A 21048-nucleotide genomic window follows, 5' to 3' on the forward strand; every position below is an offset into this window, starting at 1 on the left:
CTTGAATAGGCCGAAGGTCGACACTCATGCACCTTCGGTCGCGGCGCTCACCGCCGCGACCCCGCATTTTAACGCCTTATACCTTCACTCCCAGATACTTCTCGATCACCGAGTTGTCGGCATGCAGCTGTGCGGGCGTTCCCTCGTACACCATGTGGCCGTTGTTGATGAGATAACAGCGGTCCGCCAGCGACAGCGCAGCCCGCACGTTCTGCTCGACGATCACGATGGTGTGGCCGCTGTCGGCCAATTGCCGGCAGACCTCCATCAGATCGCGGACAATGAGCGGCGCCAACCCTTCGAACGGCTCATCCAGCATGATGATGCTCGCGTTGCGTATCATGGCGCGCGCAATCGCCAGCATCTGCTGCTCTCCGCCCGACAACTGCTTGCCGCGATTGCGCTTGCGCTCGGCCAGCCTTGGGAAGGTTTCATAGATTTCCTCCAGCGAACGCGCTTCCGGGGCCGTCATGGCGGCCAACTGCAGATTCTCCTGGACGGTGATCTGCCCGAAGATGCGCCGCTCTTCGGGGACCAGTTGTATGCCTCGCCGAGCGAGCTGAAAAGGCGAAAGATGCTGGACTTCGGTTCCGTTGTGAAGAATGCGGCCGCTCTTGGGTTGCACCATTCCCATCAAGGACTTGAGCGTCGTGCTCTTGCCCGCTCCGTTGCGTCCCAGCAGCGCCACCACCTCGTGCTCTTCGACGCGCAGCGACACATCGAACAGAATGTGGGAGTCACCGTAGTAACTGTTGATTTTGTCGACCTCAAGCAGACTCATGCTCGTCCATCCCCCCTAGGTAGGCAGCCTGGACCGCCGGATTGGCCCGGATCTCGTCGGGCGTGCCTTCAGCCAGCTTGCGGCCCTCATACAACACGGTGATCCGCTCGGCCAGTTCAAACATCGCGTCCATATCATGTTCCACGATCACCATGCTGCGCCCCTTGCGTATGGACTTGAGCAAGGCAACGACCAGCACTCTTTCCTCGGGTCCCAGGCCGGCCAAAGGCTCATCGAACAACAGCACGTTGGCACCCGTAGCAAGGGCCAGGCCGATTTCCAGCCGCCGCTTTTCTCCATAGGGCAGTTCGGACACCAGCGTATCCGCCTGATGCGTCAGCCCCACGAGCTCGATCGCTGCGTTGACCTGCTCATCGAGCCCTTCCGTATTGTGCAGGCCGCGCAGCATGTCGGTGCGGAACTTGCCGCGCCGCCGCGCCAGGACCGGGATCATGGTGTTCTGGCGGACCGTCAGCGCCTCGAACAACTGATTGATCTGATAGCTCTTGCTCATCCCCAGCTGGCATACTGCCGTGACGCCGATGCCCGTGATCTCCTGTCCCCGGAAATGCACCTGTCCCTCCGTAGTTGGAAGCTCGCCGGCCAGCATCGCAAAGAATGTGGACTTGCCGGCGCCATTGGGCCCGATCACCCCTCGCATCTCGCCTTCGGACAAGGAAAAGTCCACACCGCTCACCGCCGTCAGGCCTCCGTAGCGCTTGGTGATGCCCCGGGCCTCCAGCACCGGCGCGCCGGGCGAGGCGCTGGAATCGGGCGCCACGATGCTCAGCTGCGCCATCGCATCCGGATCGGCTTCGATATCAACCTCGCGGGTGGAATGGCGCCGACGCTTGGCGTAATCGAGGAAACCGCCCGCCACGCCATGGCGAAATACCGTCACCAGAACCACGAACACCACGCCCAGTATCAGCTTCCAATAGGCGCCTATATTGGCAAGCTGCTGCAGCCCTTCGTACAGGTATAGCCATATCGTGGCGCCCAGCAACGGCCCAAGCAAGGTACCGGCCCCCCCCATCACGGTCTGGATGACCAGTTGTGCCGAGGTATCGAGCGAGAAGGCATCGGGCGGCATGTAGGACTGGAACACGCCCAGCAAACCGCCCGCCAGGCCGCCATAGGCCGCGGCGATGACAAACACCGTGAGCTTGTAGCCCTGGATGGCATGGCCCAGCGCCATGGCGCGCTTGGGATTGCCGCGTATCGCCTTGAGCACTGCGCCGAAAGGAGAGCGCACGATGCGCCGCGCCACCACGAAGCCCAGGAAGAAGAACAAAGCCACGAACCAGTACATGGGCCACCCGCTTGAAATATGGATGGTGGTGAATCCCAACTCGATCACGGGCGGCGGCACGCCGGCGATGCCGTTCTCGCCGCCGGTGTAGGTCTTGAAGGCCGAATTCTCGAGGAAATAGAACATTTCCCCGAATGCCAGGGTGCTCATGGCAAAGTAGATGCCGGTGCGCCTCAGGGTCAGATAGCCAATGCACAGGCCGGCCAGAGCGGCGATCACCGTGCCGACCAGCAAGGCAATCAGCATATGGGGAACGATGCCCGAGGTCAGAAGATAGGCGGTCACAAACCCGCCCACTCCATAGAATGCCGACTGCCCGAAGGACAGCAGTCCCGTATACCCGAACAGCAGGTCAAAGCCCAGTCCGAACAATCCCCATATCAGGATGCGGGTCAGCAGGTCGGCGCTCATGCCTAGGTGGGGCAGCACGAAAGGCGCCGCCACGAGGCATAGTCCGACCAGGATTTCGCCGGCTTGCCGGCGTGCGAATGATGGATGCGTAGTCATTATTCTCTGCCCTCCTGCCCCATCAGCCCTTGCGGCCGGAAGATGAGAACCAGCGCCATGACGACAAAGAGCATGACATGGGAGTAGGCGGGATTGAAGATGGAGGTCAGGCTGAGGATCTCGCCCGCGATGATGCCTCCGATGATGGCGCCGGGAAAAGAACCCACGCCGCCGATCACGACGACAACGAATGAGTCGACCAGTATGCGGTGCCCCATGTCGGGCGACAGGGTGACAATGGGAGAATCGATCACCCCGGCATAGCCCGCCGCCATGGCGCCGATTCCGAAGACGAGCAGAAAGGTGCGCTTCACGTTGATGCCCAGCACGTTAACCATCTGCGCATCTTCGATGCCCGCGCGGACGATCAGGCCCAGGCTGGTGCGATACAGGACGAAATACAGCACCGCCAGCGTCCCGGCCGCGATGAAAAGCGCCTGCAGCCGATACAAGGGATAAATGAGCGAACCGATCTGCGCGATGCCCTGCCCCCATTCGGGCGTGGGAACCGACAAGCTGATGCCGCCATAAATGGACCGCACGAGCTCGACCAGTATGATCCCTATGCCGAAGGTGACCAGAATCTGGTCTTCGGCGGGCCTTTGGTAATACATGCGCATGATGCCGCGTTCGATGACCAGGCCCACGAACAGGGCCATCGCCGCCCCGGCGGCAATTGCCGCCAGGAACGATCCGGTCATGGAGTAAGCGGTGAATCCCGCATAGGACCCCACGACAAACAAGGCCCCATGCGCGAAATTGACCACGCCGAGCGTGCCGTAGATGATGGTCAGGCCTGTACTGATGAGCGCCAGCAACAGGCCCGTGGCGAGCCCATTGAACAACTGCGATAAGAATAACGACATGCTCGGCATCCAGAGTCCTCCTTTCTGTTCTGATTGATCGTCTCGGACTATTTCGCTGCCGCGCCTAGATGTAGGCGCCCAGCTTGCAGCCGAGCAGGCCGGGATCCGGCAAAGCGCCCTTGCCATCCACGACTTCGACAATCTCGAAATAGTCGTCGGGATTCTTCATGTCCGCCGGCTTCTTGCCCCGAACGATGGGGAAGTTGATGACGCCCTGGTGGTCGGCAGCACGGAAGGTGACATCGCCAACGGGGCCGTGTCGGACCTCGCCGGCCTCGTAGGCCTTGACCACATCGGGCGGATAGAAAGAGCCGGCGCGCTCGCACGCATCGGCCCACAGCGCGGTCTGCAGATAGGCGATATACGCGGAGTCACGCGGCTTGGCCTTGAACTTCTTCTCGAACGCCGCCACGAAATCCTTGGCAATCGGGTACTTGTCCTCGAGCGTCCACCAGAAACCTGTCGCGCCATAGACGCCCTGCATGATCTCGGGGCCGATCTCCTTTTCCAGGAAGGCAGACATGTACGGCACCACGATATTCATCTTGTCGAGCAGTCCAAACTGCTTGGCCTGCTTGATCGAATTGGCGGCATCCGCGCCATAGGCGATCACGACCAGTGTGTCCGCGCCGCTGTTGGCGATGTTGATCAGGAAGGAGCTGTAGTCCTTGGCGCCCAGCGGATGGACCTGCGACCCCACGGTCTTCCAGCCTTCTTTTTCGGTGAATTCCTTCATCGAATCGTAGGTGGTGTGGCCATAGGTATAGTCGGGAACCAGGTACACCGCCTTGCGGTCCTTGCCCATTGCCTTGGAAAGCACCGGAGCAATCGCCTTGCATGCCGGGTAGGCGAAGTAGCAAAGGCGGAACCCATAGCGCTGGCAATCGACGCCGGTGGTTTCGTTCGAGCCGCTGATCGCCGGCAGGTAGATGGTGCGTTCACGGTCGCAGACTTTCTGCAGGGCGATGGCGACGGCGCTGCTGGTGCTGCCCGAAATCATCATGGCCTTGTTGTCGTGGATGAAGCGGCTGGCCGCCTGGACGGCCGTATTCGGTTTCGTTTCCGCGTCCGCGACCGCCATCTTTACCGTCTTGCCCAGCACGCCTTTCTTCGTCAGCGGGGAAATCTTCCTGATCTCCTCGGCCCCGGCATTGATCTGTTCCACAGCCAGCTCATAGCCCTTCTGCTGGTCGGCGCCCTGAGCGGAATAGGGGCCGGTGATGTCCAGGGTCAAGCCAATGAATACCGAGTCGCCCTGCGCACCGGCCGGATAGTTCCCCACCGGCTTTTTCTCTTCGGCCGCCATCGCCATGCCGCTTGCCCCTGGCAACAGGGCTCCGCCGACAGCGCCGGCGGCACCCATCTTCAACAGCGAGCGGCGACGATTGCCGTCCGAGCCCAGAGCGCTTGATTTTTTGCTGTCTTCCATCCTTCATCTCCTTTATTGCATTGAGGGTGATGCGACAGGATTGCCGCAGTCCACTTGCTTGGTCTTTCGCCAATTCATCGTAAAACGACATCTATCCACGATATTTAACTGGCCCTGCTGTATCCGGTGACGATATATCTGGGCCTGTTGCGACGTCTTCTTTACCCCGCCTTGCCATAGAAATACAATTTGAAACTTACGCAAGCCTTACGCAACTTTCTTTCAGCCACCCTCGGCGACCGTTACAATGCGGAAATGAAGACCTGGATCGTCCTATTGAGCATGCTGGCCATTGCCGCGAGCTGGTGGTGGGGAAAACGACGCCTAGCCTCGTCACAAAAGAATTCCGGAGGCCTGTTACGGTTGATAGGCCGCAGCCTGATGGCAGGCGCCATCACCTACTTTTTCCTGATATCTATGGCATTGATTTATTTGACATTTACCAGCAAATAGCAGGAAAATTCAGGATGAAAGGGAACAAACGCTTGCGCACATCGACAAAATGAAATGTAATGGTCTTTACACTCGGCGCACGAGCCCCCACGACTCGTAACATCGTTCCGCCAGCATAGCTCTACTGAAAGATTTGGAACCATCATGGTCTTTCGATACGTTCGTCGCCTGAGCGCAGTGGCGCTTGTTGCGCTCTGCTCGGCGGCATCGGCCAATTCGGTGCCTACCTGGCCTGTCAGCCCGTCCCGAATGATTCTGGACACGCCCTATGGCACGCTCAATATCGCCACCAGCGAATACATATATGAATCCCGCTTGCGGGTCGATGACAATGACGTCGACCCGCCCGTACGGGGCATACTCAATATCACCTATGCCTTCAGCACGCCCAAGGCGCAGGTCGCCCTGGTCTCGGTCAACAGCGGCAACAACGGCTGCCCCGTCAGCTACCGCTGGGTAGTCCTGGAAAAATCGGGCTATACCGTCACGCCGGAATTCGGCTCCTGCTCCGAACATATCAAAGTGTCGGCCACCGGCCGGCTGTTCACTCTGCAGACTCCCAGTCAAAATCGGGATAAAATCGACATCTACACTTTCGATGGGAAAACCATCAAGCGCCGCAGCGCGCCCTACCGTTAGTAAATACTCATTGACTACAAGCACTCAAGAATCCTGGGGTTTCCTGCACCCTGAATGCCACGGCCAGAACGCCTTGTTGTTTTTCAGCTGGGACCTCGCCAAGACAATCGAGCAGCAATTCCAGCTGCATGCCGGATCCCCGCTTTCCGTCCAGCTCCAAGAAGCCCAGAAAGCCGTTGATCGCCTGCTGAAGCAGTACGTTCAAATCCAGGCGAATCCCACGGCTTTTGAAGGTCAAAGCATCACCCTGCATCTAGAGGAAAGCGAAGAGGCCCCGGGCGAAGCGGTGCTGGCCCTGGAAACGTCTCCTCATCTGGAAAGCCTGATCTTGCAAGTCCAGGCGGACGAGCGCGCGCGCAGCACCCTCAACTGAACGGCGCACGCCGCGGGAACCCATATGACGACACCACCCTGGGGCTATGAAAGAGCCTACTGCACAGGAGACCATGCGCTCGCCCTCTTCCTGGACGACATGGAGCGCGTGGTGGAACACTATGCAAACCTGAACGGCGCGCAGCTCGACGCCCGCGTTTTCCAGGCCCAGGCAGCTGCCAACAAGCTGCTGCAGGCATACGCAAAGAATGCCCGCAAGACCACAGCCTTCAATGATCAGTTCATCGAGATCAAATCTTTCGTGAACGCCGCCGGCCAGACTCAGCTGGTGCCGATATTTTCCAGCGGCCTCAAGCAGGCCCTGATCAGATTGCTGAACCGCAGCAACCAGACCACCAGGCATTGAAAGGGGTCAGACCCGTGGGCTGTCCCCCCGGGGAAAAGGGTCAGACCCTCGGCCGCTCTGTTGAAAGGGGTCAGACCCGTGGGTCTGACCCCGACTCTTTGCCGCCTGGAAAAGGGGTCAGACCCCGTACGGGGTCTGACCCCAGCGCCACAGCTGCTTAGCCGCAGGCCCCGATGGCACCGCATACGGTGCAGAACTCGCATCCGTCTTTCTTGATGACCGCGTGATTGCCGCATTCGGTGCAGCGCTTGCCGACCATGGTCGGGCTGGCGGCGATATGCTGGCGCACGGGTTCGTCGGCGACCACTCCCATGGCGTTGATCGGCATGCCCTCTTCCGTAAGAATGCCCAGCATCGCGTAGCGATGGATCACCAACCGCGCGATATACGCCACGGTGGAAGGATAATTCGCCTGCTTTTCGCTGCCCGGCACGCGTGCAAGGAAGTCGCCGCGCGGTTCCGCGTAATTCAGCAACTTGCGCAGCTTCATGCCGATCCAGGCCGGATCGATGACCCGCATGTCCAGGCTGAGCAGCTTGCACAACCCGTCGAGCGCCACCGGATGCGCCCCGGTCAGCCACATGCTGTAGGGCCGACGGCTGCCGTCGGGCATCTGCAGCTCTTTCAGCATGAGCACGAAATCGTCGTCCGTGGAAGGATTGCGGACGTCGGCCACCCAGGCCAGGGTTCCATCCGTGCCCGTCTTGGGCTCCCGGGGGGCGAAAAGCGCGTTGAGCACCGGCGTGGGGTCATCGTCGCGCACCGCCAGAGCGCCCAGGTCGTTATAGCGCCATTCCACCAGCCTGGCGAAAGCCGCCGTCGCGCTGGGCACCTGGACCAGGTCGCCCGAAGGCGGCATGGGCATCTGGAAGCCGTCGCCGTATGCATGCGCCAGGACCGACAGCTTCTTGCGCAGCCAGCCACGGTCGTTGGCGCGCATGTCGCTGGACAGTGTTTTGGCGATCGCGTCCAGGCCGCGCGGCGGCTGCCCGCCCAGCACCCATACCTCGAACGGCACCTTGTCCTTGTCGGCAACGACGACCGCGAACTCGCCTTGCGGCGAATGGATGGTTTCGCTCACCCATCCCGCTGCCCCTGCCGGCAGCGTCGGACGAGAAGGCCAGCGCAGCGAGGCCAGAGGCGGAGACTTCGCCACCTCGGTCAGGACCAGGCGCTTGTCCTGCTCGGACAGTATGATGGGCTGAGGCGCACTGGCCGGCGCTTCTGGTGTCACAGACAGCACCGCGCCGAGGATGGAGTTGGGGCGATAGGTCGTGATGCCCTTCAGGCCCTTGTGCCATGCCTGCAAATACAAATCCTTGAAGTCGTCGTACGGATAGTCCTCCGGCACGTTGACGGTCTTAGAAATTGCGGCGTCGACATAAGGCGCCACGGCGGCCACCATCAGCATATGATCAATGGCGGAGATCTCCAGGGCCGAGACGAAAGCCTCGGGCAGCTTTTCCGTGTCGCCGCCCATCGCGTGATAGACACGATAGGCATGATCTTCGACGATGTAGTCTTTTTTGCTGCCATCGGGCATGCGCTTGGTGCGCGTATAGAACCACGAAAACGCGGGCTCGATGCCATTGGACGCATTATCGGCAAACGCCAGCGAAATCGTGCCGGTGGGCGCGATGGACGTCAGATGCGAATTCCGGATGCCATGCTTCTTTATGGCGCGCTTCAGTGCATCGGGTAAACGCGACGCGAAGCCGCCCTTCAGGTATTCGTCGGCGTTCAGCAGCGGAAAGGCCCCGCGCTCTTTCGCGAGTTCAACCGAGGCCTCGTAGGCGGCATCACGCATCTCGCGCGCCATGTCGGCGGCCAGGCTTCGGCCTTCTTCAGAATCATAGCGCAGGCCCAGCATGATGAGCGTGTCGCCCAGACCGGTGAAGCCCAGGCCGAGCCGCCGCTTGGCATCCGCTTCGCGCTGCTGTTCTTCCAGCGGCCACTTCGTGGCGATGAGCACGTTGTCCAGCATGCGCACGGCCAGCTTCGTTGCCTTGCGCATGGTGTCGAAGTCGAACACGGCTGCATCGCTGAAAGGGTTGGACACGTATGCGGTGAGATTCAGGCTGCCCAGGCAGCAGCATCCATAATCGGGCAGCGGCTGTTCGCCGCAAGGGTTCGTGGCCTCGATGGACTCGCAATACGACAGGTTGTTCTCCGCATTGATCCGGTCCAGGTAGAGGACGCCGGGCTCGGCCGCCGCATAGGTGCTTTGCATGATGAGATCCCAGACCTCGCGCGCCCTTACCTGGCGATACACCCACATGCCGTCGGCGCGCAAATAAGCGCCCTGGGACTTCAAGTCTTCATTCGGCTCCGTGGAATGCACGAGCTCGAACATGCCGTCTTCTTCGACGGCGCGCATGAAGTCGTCCGTCACTCCCACCGACACGTTGAAGTTGTTCAATTGGCCGCGCTCCTGCTTGGCCGTGATGAACTCCATGACGTCGGGGTGGGTGACATTGACGACCGCCATCTGAGCGCCCCGCCGCGCACCCGCCGACTCCACGGTTTCGCAAGAGCGGTCGAAGACGCGCATATAGGAAAGCGGACCGGATGCGCTGCTGCCCGTTCCCTTGACCCGTGCCCCTTTTGGGCGGATTGCCGAAAAGTTATACCCCACGCCGCCGCCGCGTCTCATGGTTTCCGCTGCCTGAGCCAGCGCGGTATAGATCCCGGGCTTGTTATCGACCTCTTCGGTGATGGAGTCGCCGACCGGTTGAACGAAGCAGTTGATGAGCGTGCTTTGCAGGTCGGTGCCCGCCGCGCTGTTGACCCGCCCAGCCGGGATGAAGCCATGCTTCATGGCCCAAAGGAATTCCTCGGAGAACTTCTTCCGTTCGGCCGGTTCTTCGACCTGGGCCAGGGCTCGGGCGACCCGGGCGCGTACTTCATCGATGCTGGACTCACCGCCTTTTGCGTACTTCTCGATGAGGACCTCGGTGGAAATGGCCTGCGGCTCCGCCAATGCGATGGCTGTACTTTCCATGTGTTGCATAATGTAATCCTGTACGTTATGCCCGCGCGAATCGGCAAGCGGACATAGGTGTATTCCCTGTAAAAAGATATCATAACCAATGAACGCAACCCTTGATGTTCGTTAAATATATGCCTGTCGTCCATCCGACCGAACAACTGCTCGCTCATCGCCTGCTGGTTCTCAGCCAGCGCTTGAACCGGGGCGTCGAGGTCCTGCTGGAAGCCCAGCTGGCTCTGTCGGTGCGGCAGTGGCGCGTGCTGATATACCTGGCCAACCATGCGCCGGATTCCATACAGGCCATCGCCGATTTCTGCCGATATGACAAAAGCCAGAACAGCCGGGCCGTGTCGGAGCTCATCGAAAGAAAGCTGCTGCGCTCGCGACCTTGCCCCGATGATGGGCGCCGCAGCCTGATCAGCTTGACGACAGCAGGCCGACGCGTCTACGAACAAGGTGTGCCGCTAAGCCTGGCACGGCAGAAGCAGCTTACCGCCACGCTCACGCCTGAAGAACTCAAAGCCTTCGAACAAACGCTCGACAAGCTCACCCGCCAAGCCGATCAAGTGCTGCAGCATGCGCAGCATGAAAAAGCACGCCGTCAACCTGCTTCCGAATGAACTTGCAGCGCCTTGGCCCGACTATAATCCGTATGCTGGCGTGGGGTCAGACCCCGCATGGGGTCTGACCCCAAAGACCAGTGCCGGCATTCTCTTGAACGTGAACGCCGGCTGTGCAATTCTCAAGAACAATGCAATGATTCCAAGGGTGGACAATGATGAAAAGAAATAACCTGGGTAGGGGAATGGCGGCGGCCATCGCCCTGGTCGGCATGGGCGCGCTCACTGCTTGCCAAACGCCTTCCGGCTCACATGGGCAGTCCCGCAATTCCGAGTTCAACTGCATTGCCGGAACGATCGGCGGCGCGGTCGTCGGCGGCCTGCTGGGCAGCACGATAGGCGGCGGACGAGGCCGCACAGCGGCCACCGCGGTCGGCATCGGCGCCGGCGGCTATCTTGGCAACACCATGGGTTGCAAATAATGGAGCGCGCTGTCATGAATAAACTTCTCACGCTTTCCTTCGCATTGGCCCTGGCCGGCCCGGCCGCAGCGTTTGCCCAGGGCTCGCACGAAGGCCTTACGCAAGCGCATTTCGATCAGCTCGACACCGACAAGAACGGCAAGGTCAGCGAAGCCGAATACCGGCAGTTCATGGAGGGCGCGTTCGACAAACTCGACACGGACAAAAACGGCAGCCTTAGCAATGCCGAAGCCGGTACCGTGCTCACGCGCGAACAATTCTCCATCGTCGACCGCAACCAGAACGGCCAACTGAATCGGCAGGAATTCATGGATCAGGTCATGAGCGACTTCCATCGCCAGGACCAAAACCGGGACGGCCACCTGCAGCCCTGACCCTGGGCGCCAGGCATACGAAGGATCTCCAGGCATGGGCCTTGCTGGCTGCGGTAGTGCGCGCCAACAAGGAGACCAGCATGGCTCAAGCCAAGATAGAACCGGGCGAAACCGATATTTCGCTAGCCGGCGGGAAAGCTTCACGCAAGCAGGCCGACACCGCTGCGCCGGAGCGCGATTCGCATGCCGACCCGGGGCGCAAGCCCTCGCCGAAAAAGAAGAATGACCAGCCCAAGGCCAGCCCCCTGGATCGTGGCATAGACTTGGGATGAGGCCGAAGGGGTCAGACCTCATGCGGGGTCTGACCCCGTTCAGGATGGCTTGGGGTCAGACCCCGCATGGGGTCTGACCCCTCAACCACTCCATGTCACAAGCCTGTCATGCACATGCGCCATGCTGGCGGGATGCAAAGCATCCAATACATCAGTTTACCGTCGCTGATCGACACCACGGCCAGCCTGCTCGTGGCTTTCTTGCTGGGCGGCGCCATCGGCCTAGAGCGCCAGGTCCGGCAACGCACGGCGGGATTGCGCACGAATGTGCTGGTCTGCACCGGCGCGGCCCTGTTCGTGGACATCGCCGTTCGATTCCATGAGATCCACGGCGGCACGCCCGGCCCCCTGCACGTCCTCGCTTACGTGGTGTCCGGCGTGGGGTTCCTGGGCGCCGGCGTCATCATGCGCGAGGAAGGTAATGTGCGCGGCATCAATACCGCCGCCACCTTGTGGAGTTCCGCCGCGGTAGGCTGCGCGGCCGGGGCCGACCTGCTCCTCGAAGCGGTTCTGGGCGCCCTCTTTGTGCTCGCGGCCAACACCTTGCTGCGCCCGATGGTCAACCGGATCAATCGGCAGCCCATAGACATCGTCATGGTGGAAGCGACTTATTCGATTCGGCTCGTGGCGGATCTGGCGCATCGCGATCAGGCACGCGCCAGCCTGGAAGCCGCCTTCGACGCCGGAAAACTGCCTCTGCGCGACATAGAAATCACGGCCACCCGCCCGGACGAAGTCGAAATCGAAGCCGTTCTTCTGCCCACTTCAGTGGATGGCGACGAGCTCGACGCCTTGCTGGATCGCCTGCGTCGTCTGCCCTACGTACGCCAGGCATTCTGGAGCGCCAGCACGACCGAATGAGACGCATGGGCTGGGGGGGTCGGACCCCGTACGGGGTCCGACCCCAAAAGCCATCCTGAACGGGGTCCGACCCCATGCGGGGTCGGACCCCAAAGCCGACCTGGACGGGTCAGACCCCGCATGGGGTCTGACCCCTCAACCGACAAGCCGGGTAAACAGAAACAACAACAGCCCCACCAGTCCCCCGACCAAGGTGCCGTTGATGCGGATATATTGAAGATCCTTGCCGATATTCAATTCTATCTGGCGCGACATCTCCCTTGCGTCCCAGGCGTTCACGGTATCTCGGATGTGGCGGGTCAGGAATTCGGAAAACTCCGGTGCCAGGGCGCGCGCGATATTTTCCATGTGTCCGTTCAGTGACGCCCGCAGCGCCTGGTCTTTGTCGATCGCCTGGCCTATCCAGCTTCCAGCCGCCCCCAGATTGAGCCGAAGGCTGGATTCCTGCCGGTTCAGGTCGTTCTGCAGCCAGGCGCGCAGGGAAGACCAGATGTCTTCGATATAGCCCGCAAAGACGGCGTCGTTCTTGATGTATTGCTTGAAGGCTTCTGCCTTGCGGGCGGTCTCGGGATCTTGTTTGAGCACAAGAATGAACGATGCCGTCAAGGCATCGAACTTCTTTCGCAGTTCGTGGCCTTTGTCCTGCACGATGGCATTGAGGATGTCGTTGACGATTTTGGCCACCTGATCCGCCGTGTTTTCCCCAAGCCATTCGGTAGGGGCGATCTTTTCCGCAATCGGGTGCCTGCGCTTCAGCCATTGCGCCAGTTGCGCAGCGATCATCTCCCGGGTGCCCGGCTCATCCAGGTAGTCGATACAGCGGAGAATGAGTGCGTCGAGCAGTTCTTGATGGCGCCCATCCTTGGTCAGGGAGTCCAGCAAGGTGGCGCTGGCGCTGGTCAGGTCCAGCTTGTCGATCATGGTATCGAAGGCATCTTTCAAGAAGGCCTGGATCCGTGCGTCATCCGTGATCTTCAAACCACCCTGCAATAGGCGGATCAGATAGACGCCCAGGCGATCGGCATTTTCCCGCTCGATAAGCCATCGGCTGATCAGGCCGGCCGGATCGTGCCGCCGGATGAGCGCGACGATCGAATCCGGGTCCAGGAATTTTTCCTTCACGAATAGAGCTAGATTGCTGGCGATGGCAGTCTGATTGCGAGGAATGATCGCCGTATGGCGCGACACCACGGGAATGGGGACGCGCCTGAACAATGCCACGACGGCAAACCAGTCGGCCAGCGCACCCACCATGGCCGCTTCGGACACCGCTTTCAAGCCGAGTATCCAGACATTGGGTGGACAAAACAAAGTGATCACGAACGTCGTGGCCGCCGCGAGAAACAGGGACAAGGCGAAAATCTTGGCGTTTCTGAGTTCTTGTTCTTTGGTCAGATCAGCGGGCATGTGGCACGGTAAGCGTGAGATTCATCAAGCGGTCAGGCGGATCCGGCGGTCATTCCCAGCGACTCCATGACGACGCGCAAAACGTAGGCGACAATCGCCAGGACGGCGATGCTGCCCGCCCATATCGCAAGCAGCCATGCCAGCCGCGCCGGCCATCCGTTCTTTCCCCGAGGGGACTTGGTGGGCTTGTGCATCAATGGTAGCCCTCCCCCGATTTCACCTTGCCACGGAATACATAGTAAGACCATGCGGTGTACATGAGGATCATCGGTATGATCAGCAAAGCGCCCACCAGCGTGAAGCCTTGGCTTTGCGCGGGGCCCGATGCATCCCATATGCTGACGTCCGGCGGAATCACATAGGGCCACAGGCTGATGCCCAACCCGCTGTACCCAAGAAAAACCAGGATGAGCGTGAGCACGAAAGGACCACCGTGGGGATCGTCGCGCAACGAACGAAGCAAGGCGTAAGCTGTCAGGGCGACCAGCACCGGCACCGGTGCGAACCACAAGAGGTTCGGCATGCTGAACCAGCGATCGGCAATGTGCGGATGCGCCATGGGGGTCCACAAGCTGAGCACGATGATCACGACGAGCAGCCCCAAGGTCAGCGGGCGGGCCAATTGCACCATGCGTCGCTGCAAGCGTCCCTCGGTCTTGAAGACGAGCCACGTGCAGCCCAGCAAGGTATAAGCCACGACCAGGCCGAATCCCGTAAAGACAGGAAAGGGACGCAGCCAGTCCAGGGGGCCGCCCGCGTAGGCGCCGTTTGCGATCGGTATGCCGTCGATGTAGGCGCCCAGCGTTACTCCCTGGAAGAATGTCGCGGTGATCGAACCGGCAATGAAGGCCTTGTCCCAGAAGTGCCTGCGGGACGCGCTGGCCTTGTACCGGAACTCGAAGGCAACACCCCGAAAAATCAATCCAAGCAGCATGAAGACCAAGGGCAGCATGAAGGCACTGAGGATCACAGCATAAGCCAAGGGAAAAGCGGCCAGCAGACCCGCCCCGCCCAGTACCAGCCAGGTCTCGTTGCCGTCCCAGACGGGGGCCACAGTGTTCATCATGACATCGCGGTCGTCTTTGTCCGGCACGAAAAGATACAGGACGCCGATCCCCAGGTCGAAGCCGTCCATGACCACGTACATCATGACGCCAAAGAGAATGATGATTGCCCACAACAGGGCCAGGTCGATACCCATGATGTCACCCCTGCTTCGGTAGCGCAGCCGCAGTATCGTCGGCCGCGGACAGCGGACGGCTGGGCGTGCGGTGCTCGCCCGGCCCGCCTTCCGGCGTGTCCTCGACCTGAGGCACCGGCCCCCTGCCTATGAGCTGCAGCACGTAGGCGGTGCCCGCGCCGAACAAGACGAAATATACGACAATGAACAGTGCCAGGGTGACTGCGAGCTCGGTCGCGCCGTGCGGACTCACGCCGTCGGCGGTGCGCATGACGCCATACACGATCCATGGCTGCCGCCCAACTTCCGTGGTCACCCAGCCTGCCAGTATGGCAACCAGGCCTGAAGGCCCCATGTATAACGCAAAGCGCCACAGCGCACGGGAAGCAAACAGGCGGCCGCGCCATCGCGCCCATGCGCCCCAGGCAGCGAGCGCAATCATCAGCAAGCCCAATCCGACCATCAGCCGGAAAGTCCAGAACACCACGGTGGCGTTTGGACGGTCTTCCGGCGCGAATTCCTTCAAGCCCGGAAACTGCCCATCCCAGCTGTGGGTGAGCAGCAGGCTTCCCACATGCGGAATCTCCAGCGCGAAGTGGTTTTTTTCCTCCTGCATGTCCGGCCACCCTATCAAGGTAAAGGGAACCGCCCTGCCAGGCTCGTTTTCCCAATGGCCTTCAATGGCCGCGAGTTTCGCCGGCTGATGCTGCAGCGTATTGAGTCCGTGCAAGTCGCCTATGAGCAACTGCGTGGGCGCCGCAAACAACAGCATCCACATCGCCATGGACATCATTTTGCGCACCGCCCGGTTATCGTTGCCACGGAGCAGATGCCAGCCTGCCGCCGCGGCGACCATGAGCGCCGTCGCAAGAAACGCCGCCATGCTCATGTGGACCAGCCGGTATGGGAAAGAAGGATTGAAGATGACGGCGACCCAATCGACCGGGACGGCGCGTCCATCGATGATCTCGAAGCCCGCCGGCGTCTGCATCCAGCTATTGGACGCGAGTATCCATGTTGCCGAAATCAGCGTGCCCAAGGCGACCATGAACGTGGCAAACAGATGCAGGCCCGGACCGACTCTTTTCAGGCCAAAAAGCATGACGCCCAGAAAGCCGGCCTCGAGGAAAAATGCCGTCAATACTTCATAGGCGAGCAGCGGCCCTGTGATGCCGCCGGCAAACTGAGAAAAATAGCTCCAGTTCGTGCCGAACTGATAAGCCATGACCAGGCCCGATACCACCCCCATGGCGAAGTTGACGGCGAAGATCTTGAGCCAATAGGCATACAGGTCGCGATAAACGGACTTGCCCGTCTTGAGCCAGCAGGCCTCGAGCACAAACAAATAGCTTGCCAAGCCGATGGTGATGGCCGGAAAAATGATATGGAAGGAAATCGTGAATCCGAATTGAATCCGGGCAAGCATCAATGCATCTGCATCCATAATCGCTCCTTCTGGGCCGTAATCGTTCTGCAGGCTGCCATCGTGCGCAGGGATGCCGGCACAGACACGGTATCACACAATACAAGCGTTTTTGTTCTGCAAGAAGCGAAAAAGAAGCATCAAGAAACGACAGCTTCGTCTGGCACCGCGCAGACGAAGGCAAGCTTATTGCCTTCGGGGTCGCGGCAATAGGCCGCATAGAAGTCGGGCGCATATCTCGGCCGCAACCCGGGCGCGCCCTCGTCCTGGCCGCCGTATTTCAAGGCAAATCGCCAGCATGCGTCAACGATTTCCCTCGCAGGCGCTTCGAAGCTGACCTGACAGCCATTGCCCCAGTTTGCAGGCAGGCCATTGAACGGTGGCGCCACCACGAACGACGGCCAGCGTCTTTCCGGCACACGCCAGATGACGCCGGCCGGCCCGGCGGATTCCCGGTTGTTGATTCTGTGCAAGCCGAGCGGCTCCAGTACATGGTCATAGAAGTCGATGAGGCGTGGCCAGTCTCTTGCTCCTATCTGAATATGGGTATACATATGAACGCTCTAAGCTGCTCGTAGAACTTATCCCCACAAAATGTGAATAAGCCGAGGGATAACCCGTGGGCACTTCAAGAAACTGTAATAAATACGCGGACCTGCGGTTCAGTGGTCAAAGAATCATCCGCCCTCTTTCCGAAGGAGGATCGGGGCTTGAAGCTATAAATCCCTGGCCCTGCCACCGAACGTGGCTGCAAAGCTCGCGACGAATGCGCCCAGCAAAAGCGAGGCGAAGGCCCATAGGAAAAAGGTAGCCGCCGCTTTGCGAGCCTCATCCGCTACTTCTCGCGCCTTTATTTCCACTTCGTCTGCAGCCTTCCTGACTTGCGTCAGTCGCGCCTGCGCTTCCGATTCGCTGACGCCCGCACGCTGGGAAATGACCTTGACCAAATAGGCCTGGTCTTCGTCGGACAATTCACCCTGCGCAAGACTTCTGCCAAGCATCCGGGTGACTTCCCCGCGTACATCGGATTGATTATCGGTCGAATCGGGATCTGTACGGCGCAGCAATGCATCAGCAAAGTAGTCGATGGAGAAACCATCGCTGTCGCCCGCTTGCCCCGCCGCGACGGCAACCGCAGCCGTCCCTGCTCCGGCCATGGAGGCGCCGGCTTTCGCCGTACCCGAAACCACGGAAGCCGCCGTGGAACCCAGTAAAGCCAGGCCCACTACGGAGCTTAATGCCCAGACGAGAAAGCCATGCGCCGTGTCTCTGAAATAGACTTCATCACGCCTTGCGTCCGGCCATTTCGTCCTTAACCGACCCGCCACGTAGCCGGCAATTCCGTAGGCCACGATCTGGGTCACGAACAGCCAGACCACAGTTCCGACTGCGATCGTGGTGCCCGACGCACCATCATTGCGCCATGGCGACGCGGCCAGGAAGCCCAGGCCGGCACCTCCTGTGATCAAGGTCGCTGTCAACGCAGCGCCTATGACAGCGCCTGCTATGACAGCCCCCCATGACACTGCCGAACGTGTGGACTCGCTTAAGACACTTGGATTTTGTACATACCCTGGAGCGGATTCGGTTCTTTGCATGACATGTCCTTTTAATGGTTAGCCACAATTCACACGCCAGAAACTCAATGCCAAAACAATGCCAGCAAGATAATGATCGGAATTGGAACACCCAGCAGCCACAAAAGAATGGATCGCATATTCGCTCCTTTCAATTTTTAGAAACGGGTCGCCATATTTGGCGAGTTCCTCAAGAAATTGTACAGATGGGCGGCATTCAGCCAACTGAAATCACTCAATAAAAAATTTGGCTACTTTTAGTCACCTAGGAGGGGATGTCAGCAGGCTCATCGCCGAGAACTTCGGACGTGGAGCAAATCCGTGACGAGACAACGGCCGCACGGTGCGCGACAACACCGCCATGGCGAGTTCACTGCGCAACGAATCGGCATAACTGGAAGCCGGCATGCAAAGTTTCCAGGTGTAGTGCCTGCAGGCGGAATTGCAGACTGCTGCGCCGGCCTTACGGATCTGCAGTTGTCCACTGAATATGTGGATAACTCTAGGGATAAACGTTGGTTACTTCATCGAACTGTAATGAATCCGCGGGTTTGGGGGGCCCTGGCCAAAGAGTCGCCATGCAATGAAGGCGCAGCCATGGCTCCGGATATACTGGTCGGAACAGCTTGGCCAAACCTTCGATGCAGTGATGGGCACGCAACTGGCTGGACTTGTGCAAGAGAGTCCTGCCCGGAGGCGAGCATGCGCAGACTTGGAGCGCTCTTGATGATTATAGGCGCCAACCTTGTAGCTGGTTCAATAGCCATTGGCTTTTATCTGGCAGCCCTTGGGTGTGCAATGGGCGCGACAGATGGCAACTGCAGCCAGGGAGCCATGGAGCTAATCGCAGGCCTGATGGGGTCCGGCGAGGGCTCGATCTTCTGGGTGGTGATCGTCATTGGTGTACTGGTGTTCTGGAGAGGAAAAAAGAATGCGGTCGCACAGTGCCGGGTGATCGACAGGTTGGCGCCGGCACCGGTTCTGATGCGCCAAGCGCCAGCCGTAGATTCAATCCATTGAGCCTGTCACAGATGCCATCCAGTCGGTTTCGGTAAGCTTCTGAAACCAAGCGTGGCGGAAGCGGCTTCATCAGCGTCCTAGAATAAACGATGACTTTATGCCAAAGCACTCAAGGAGGATGGCATGGACAGCGCAACGCCGGGCTTGGCGAAAGAGGACATCCGTAGATATTTACATGGGATCTGCGAAGAGGCTAAAGATTTGATGCGAGCCTACGACCCGCAACGAATGTTAGATTGGACGAAGACCAATATAGCCGATGGGGCCGCCTTCCAGGCCGATATCCGTATTCAAAAAGACGGCGCCCATGCAGGCAGCGTGGCCGTGACGCTGGAGAAGGACGACATATTGCAACTAGGCGGGCTCTTTGGCACACTGGCAGGTAAAAATAGCATTGCCGACTATTCGCTTGATATAAAAATCAAGGATGTCATTTCACACGGTGCCGACGCTGCGACGGTCAAAGTGACATGGCATGAACACATCGTGTTCCAGATGCCCTCTGGCGCCGGCCAGGATAATAATGGCCGGGTTACCGTCGATGTGAAAGCCGATTGCTGCCACCTGCTTTTACGCGAAGACGGACGCCTTGGCATCGGTTTGACGCTATGCTCTGGCGAGGCCCGCATGCTGAATTCAGACTAAGAGGGGCACACCGCTCCGGCAAACTCACGATTATTCCCGCCCGATAGAGCAGGCCTTCGCGCCTACCCCATCAGGCACGCCGTATGCTCAAGCGTATTGCCATACCCCGCTGGCAGCTCTTAGAGCAACCCGGGATAATGGGACGCTAGGAGTCAACCATGCCTCAAAACCAGCCCAACCAACCAGGGAAGCAACACGCTCCGGGACAACAAGACCAGAACAAGTCTAGTCAGCAGCAAAGCGGGCAGCAAAAGCCCGGTCAAGGCCAATCCGGGCAAAAGCCCGGACAACATAATCCAGGAAAGTAGCCGTCGGTTCAAGCTAACCGCACATGACTGGCTTGGGCCCCTTCAAGGAGGGGGCCTTGCAGGTCCAGTTGACGTTTTGGTCTCGGTAAGAGACAGAGAAGGAAAAGGCCGCTTGATTAAGCGGCCTTTATCTAGCGGGTTTTCTTTTGCTTGCCTATGCTGGCACATGCGCCGGCTTAACCTCGAGCTTCCGCCCCGAATGTTCGGCCTGCCACAGATCATAGTCGGCCTGCATCTGCAGCCACATGATAGCGGTAGGCGCCGGGATCCATTTGGACAGACGAATGGCCAGATCGGGCGTCACGCCTGAGCGGCCGTTAATGAAGCGCGAGAACTGGACACGCGACACGCCCAGTTGCTCCGCGGCCTGCGTCACGGTGAGGCCAAGCTCCGGCAGGACATCCTCCTACAGGATACTGCCCGGGTGCGGGGGATTGTGCATTGCATAGTCATGCTCCTAGTGGTAGTCCTGGTAGTCCACCAAGACGGCGTCCTGCCCTTCGAAAGCAAAGGTCAGACGCCAATTGCCGTTGACCCACCCCGACCAATGCCTTTGTAAGTCGGCACCACGCAATGGGTGCAGTCGCCAGCCGGGCACATCCATATCTTCGGGCTGACTGGCTCAGTTCAACGCAAGAAGCTGCCGTTGAAGTTTGCCAGCATGAGCTGGCCTGGATCGTTCTGAATGCCTGATCAGCATTGAGTCGTAACCGCCCTTCCTTACATATCCCCTTGCCCTCGGCTCGGCGATGACGGCCGGCCGCGGCGCCACCAATGCTCGCTGCATTCGTCACCATCAAGCCGCTGAAGGCGTCGATCGCATCCATCGACTGATCCAGAGACTGCCCATTTGCCTGAAGACTGGCGACAACTGCACGAACGCTTCCCGCAATAAGCCGGGAACCGAAGCTGACCACAAGGCCGCGCTAAACGAAATCTCCCGGCTGCGCCGCTGGCCTCCGGACTGTAGGCCACGTGATGGCCGCCATCATCCTGCGCACCCTCCCAGTCGCGCGCAACGAATGCCCCAGAAGCAAAAACGCCACCGTACAGGGTGGCGTTAAGTGCTTGATTCGCTAGGGGAAAACTGGTGGGCTGTGGGCGGCTCGAACGCCCGACCTACGGATTAAGAGTCCGCTGCTCTACCAACTGAGCTAACAGCCCCCGTGTGCTGCGAAGAACGAAATTCTACCGCGAAAACTTGCTTTATTGCAAGCGGGGTAC

24 protein-coding genes and 1 tRNA gene are annotated in these 21048 nt (G+C 59.7%); 11 read left to right on the forward strand and 14 right to left on the reverse strand.

Features of this window, described 5'->3' with window-relative positions:
* Window positions 1-76 precede the first annotated feature (76 nt).
* From ACSBPU_RS13390 to ACSBPU_RS13405, 4 genes are all read right to left on the reverse strand, one after another.
* Window positions 77-781, reverse strand: a complete 705-nt coding sequence (locus ACSBPU_RS13390) for an ABC transporter ATP-binding protein (protein WP_442592581.1) — start codon at window positions 779-781, stop codon at window positions 77-79.
* Window positions 768-2600 carry a branched-chain amino acid ABC transporter ATP-binding protein/permease gene (locus tag ACSBPU_RS13395; RefSeq protein WP_442592582.1) on the reverse strand — a complete coding sequence of 611 codons (1833 nt, stop codon included), beginning with the start codon at window positions 2598-2600 and terminating at the stop codon, window positions 768-770. Before ACSBPU_RS13395 ends, ACSBPU_RS13390 begins: the two co-directional genes overlap by 14 nt.
* Window positions 2600-3466 carry a branched-chain amino acid ABC transporter permease gene (locus tag ACSBPU_RS13400; RefSeq protein ID WP_442592583.1) on the reverse strand — a complete coding sequence of 289 codons (867 nt, stop codon included), beginning with the start codon at window positions 3464-3466 and terminating at the stop codon, window positions 2600-2602. Before ACSBPU_RS13400 ends, ACSBPU_RS13395 begins: the two co-directional genes overlap by 1 nt.
* Before the next feature lie 64 nt (window positions 3467-3530).
* A complete protein-coding gene (locus ACSBPU_RS13405) occupies window positions 3531-4895 on the reverse strand; it encodes a substrate-binding protein (RefSeq protein WP_442592584.1) in 1365 nt (454 codons plus the stop codon).
* Window positions 4896-5084: 189 nt separating this feature from the next.
* On the opposite strand from ACSBPU_RS13405, the gene ACSBPU_RS13410 reads away from it, so the two are divergent.
* The 4 genes from ACSBPU_RS13410 to ACSBPU_RS13425 all read left to right on the forward strand — a co-directional run bounded on the left by ACSBPU_RS13410 (window position 5085) and on the right by ACSBPU_RS13425 (window position 6726).
* Complete coding sequence (locus ACSBPU_RS13410) at window positions 5085-5348, forward strand: hypothetical protein (protein ID WP_442592585.1); 264 nt, start codon at window positions 5085-5087, stop codon at window positions 5346-5348.
* A 144-nt stretch (window positions 5349-5492) separates the two neighbouring features.
* Complete coding sequence (locus tag ACSBPU_RS13415; protein ID WP_442592586.1) at window positions 5493-5987, forward strand: hypothetical protein; 495 nt, start codon at window positions 5493-5495, stop codon at window positions 5985-5987.
* A gap of 10 nt (window positions 5988-5997) precedes the next feature.
* Entirely contained in the window at window positions 5998-6360 is a 363-nt protein-coding gene (locus ACSBPU_RS13420) for a hypothetical protein (RefSeq protein WP_442592587.1), read from the forward strand.
* 24 nt (window positions 6361-6384) lie between these two features.
* Complete coding sequence (locus tag ACSBPU_RS13425; RefSeq protein WP_442592588.1) at window positions 6385-6726, forward strand: hypothetical protein; 342 nt, start codon at window positions 6385-6387, stop codon at window positions 6724-6726.
* 157 nt (window positions 6727-6883) lie between these two features.
* Here the strand turns inward: ACSBPU_RS13425 and ACSBPU_RS13430 are convergent, their stop codons facing one another.
* Entirely contained in the window at window positions 6884-9736 is a 2853-nt protein-coding gene (locus tag ACSBPU_RS13430; RefSeq protein WP_442592589.1) for an adenosylcobalamin-dependent ribonucleoside-diphosphate reductase, read from the reverse strand.
* A gap of 95 nt (window positions 9737-9831) precedes the next feature.
* Between ACSBPU_RS13430 and ACSBPU_RS13435 the strand changes: the two genes are divergently transcribed.
* The 5 genes from ACSBPU_RS13435 to ACSBPU_RS13455 all read left to right on the forward strand — a co-directional run bounded on the left by ACSBPU_RS13435 (window position 9832) and on the right by ACSBPU_RS13455 (window position 12264).
* The gene (locus ACSBPU_RS13435) at window positions 9832-10335 is read left to right on the forward strand and encodes a MarR family winged helix-turn-helix transcriptional regulator (protein WP_442592590.1); all 504 of its coding nucleotides are present in this window, start codon (window positions 9832-9834) and stop codon (window positions 10333-10335) included.
* Between the two features lie 155 nt (window positions 10336-10490).
* Window positions 10491-10757, forward strand: a complete 267-nt coding sequence (locus tag ACSBPU_RS13440) for a glycine zipper 2TM domain-containing protein (RefSeq protein ID WP_442592591.1) — start codon at window positions 10491-10493, stop codon at window positions 10755-10757.
* Window positions 10758-10771: 14 nt separating this feature from the next.
* Window positions 10772-11131: an EF-hand domain-containing protein gene (locus ACSBPU_RS13445; protein WP_442592592.1), complete on the forward strand. Its 360-nt coding sequence runs from the start codon at window positions 10772-10774 to the stop codon at window positions 11129-11131.
* Window positions 11132-11211: 80 nt separating this feature from the next.
* Window positions 11212-11403: a hypothetical protein gene (locus ACSBPU_RS13450; RefSeq protein ID WP_442592593.1), complete on the forward strand. Its 192-nt coding sequence runs from the start codon at window positions 11212-11214 to the stop codon at window positions 11401-11403.
* Between the two features lie 132 nt (window positions 11404-11535).
* The gene (locus ACSBPU_RS13455; protein ID WP_442592594.1) at window positions 11536-12264 is read left to right on the forward strand and encodes an MgtC/SapB family protein; all 729 of its coding nucleotides are present in this window, start codon (window positions 11536-11538) and stop codon (window positions 12262-12264) included.
* A gap of 135 nt (window positions 12265-12399) precedes the next feature.
* Here the strand turns inward: ACSBPU_RS13455 and ACSBPU_RS13460 are convergent, their stop codons facing one another.
* The 6 genes from ACSBPU_RS13460 to ACSBPU_RS13485 all read right to left on the reverse strand — a co-directional run bounded on the left by ACSBPU_RS13460 (window position 12400) and on the right by ACSBPU_RS13485 (window position 17755).
* Window positions 12400-13671, reverse strand: coding sequence for a DUF445 domain-containing protein (locus ACSBPU_RS13460; RefSeq protein WP_442592595.1), 1272 nt, complete (start codon window positions 13669-13671; stop codon window positions 12400-12402).
* Between the two features lie 32 nt (window positions 13672-13703).
* Window positions 13704-13865, reverse strand: coding sequence for a DUF2474 domain-containing protein (locus tag ACSBPU_RS13465; RefSeq protein ID WP_442592596.1), 162 nt, complete (start codon window positions 13863-13865; stop codon window positions 13704-13706).
* The gene (gene cydB / locus ACSBPU_RS13470; RefSeq protein WP_442592597.1) at window positions 13865-14872 is read right to left on the reverse strand and encodes a cytochrome d ubiquinol oxidase subunit II; all 1008 of its coding nucleotides are present in this window, start codon (window positions 14870-14872) and stop codon (window positions 13865-13867) included. Before cydB ends, ACSBPU_RS13465 begins: the two co-directional genes overlap by 1 nt.
* A 4-nt stretch (window positions 14873-14876) precedes the next feature.
* A complete protein-coding gene (locus ACSBPU_RS13475) occupies window positions 14877-16295 on the reverse strand; it encodes a cytochrome ubiquinol oxidase subunit I (RefSeq protein WP_442592598.1) in 1419 nt (472 codons plus the stop codon).
* 119 nt (window positions 16296-16414) lie between these two features.
* Complete coding sequence (locus tag ACSBPU_RS13480) at window positions 16415-16828, reverse strand: VOC family protein (protein ID WP_442592599.1); 414 nt, start codon at window positions 16826-16828, stop codon at window positions 16415-16417.
* A 162-nt stretch (window positions 16829-16990) separates the two neighbouring features.
* Window positions 16991-17755 (reverse strand): hypothetical protein, encoded by a 765-nt coding sequence (locus ACSBPU_RS13485; protein ID WP_442592600.1) that lies wholly within the window; start codon window positions 17753-17755, stop codon window positions 16991-16993.
* Between the two features lie 798 nt (window positions 17756-18553).
* On the opposite strand from ACSBPU_RS13485, the gene ACSBPU_RS13490 reads away from it, so the two are divergent.
* Together ACSBPU_RS13490 and ACSBPU_RS13495 are read left to right on the forward strand one after the other, a co-directional pair.
* On the forward strand, window positions 18554-18871 hold the full coding sequence (locus ACSBPU_RS13490; protein ID WP_442592601.1) for a hypothetical protein: 318 nt from the start codon (window positions 18554-18556) through the stop codon (window positions 18869-18871).
* A 123-nt stretch (window positions 18872-18994) separates the two neighbouring features.
* On the forward strand, window positions 18995-19516 hold the full coding sequence (locus ACSBPU_RS13495; protein WP_442592602.1) for a hypothetical protein: 522 nt from the start codon (window positions 18995-18997) through the stop codon (window positions 19514-19516).
* A gap of 462 nt (window positions 19517-19978) precedes the next feature.
* On the opposite strand, the gene ACSBPU_RS13500 is transcribed toward ACSBPU_RS13495, so the two are convergent.
* The 3 genes from ACSBPU_RS13500 to ACSBPU_RS13510 all read right to left on the reverse strand — a co-directional run bounded on the left by ACSBPU_RS13500 (window position 19979) and on the right by ACSBPU_RS13510 (window position 20988).
* Window positions 19979-20200 (reverse strand): HigA family addiction module antitoxin, encoded by a 222-nt coding sequence (locus ACSBPU_RS13500; protein WP_442592603.1) that lies wholly within the window; start codon window positions 20198-20200, stop codon window positions 19979-19981.
* Between the two features lie 81 nt (window positions 20201-20281).
* The gene (locus ACSBPU_RS13505) at window positions 20282-20428 is read right to left on the reverse strand and encodes a type II toxin-antitoxin system RelE/ParE family toxin (RefSeq protein WP_442592604.1); all 147 of its coding nucleotides are present in this window, start codon (window positions 20426-20428) and stop codon (window positions 20282-20284) included.
* Window positions 20429-20912: 484 nt separating this feature from the next.
* Window positions 20913-20988 (reverse strand) — tRNA-Lys (locus ACSBPU_RS13510).
* Window positions 20989-21048: the final 60 nt, after the last annotated feature.

The organism is Parapusillimonas sp. JC17 (assembly GCF_052180245.1).
Taxonomy (GTDB): domain Bacteria; phylum Pseudomonadota; class Gammaproteobacteria; order Burkholderiales; family Burkholderiaceae_B; genus Parapusillimonas.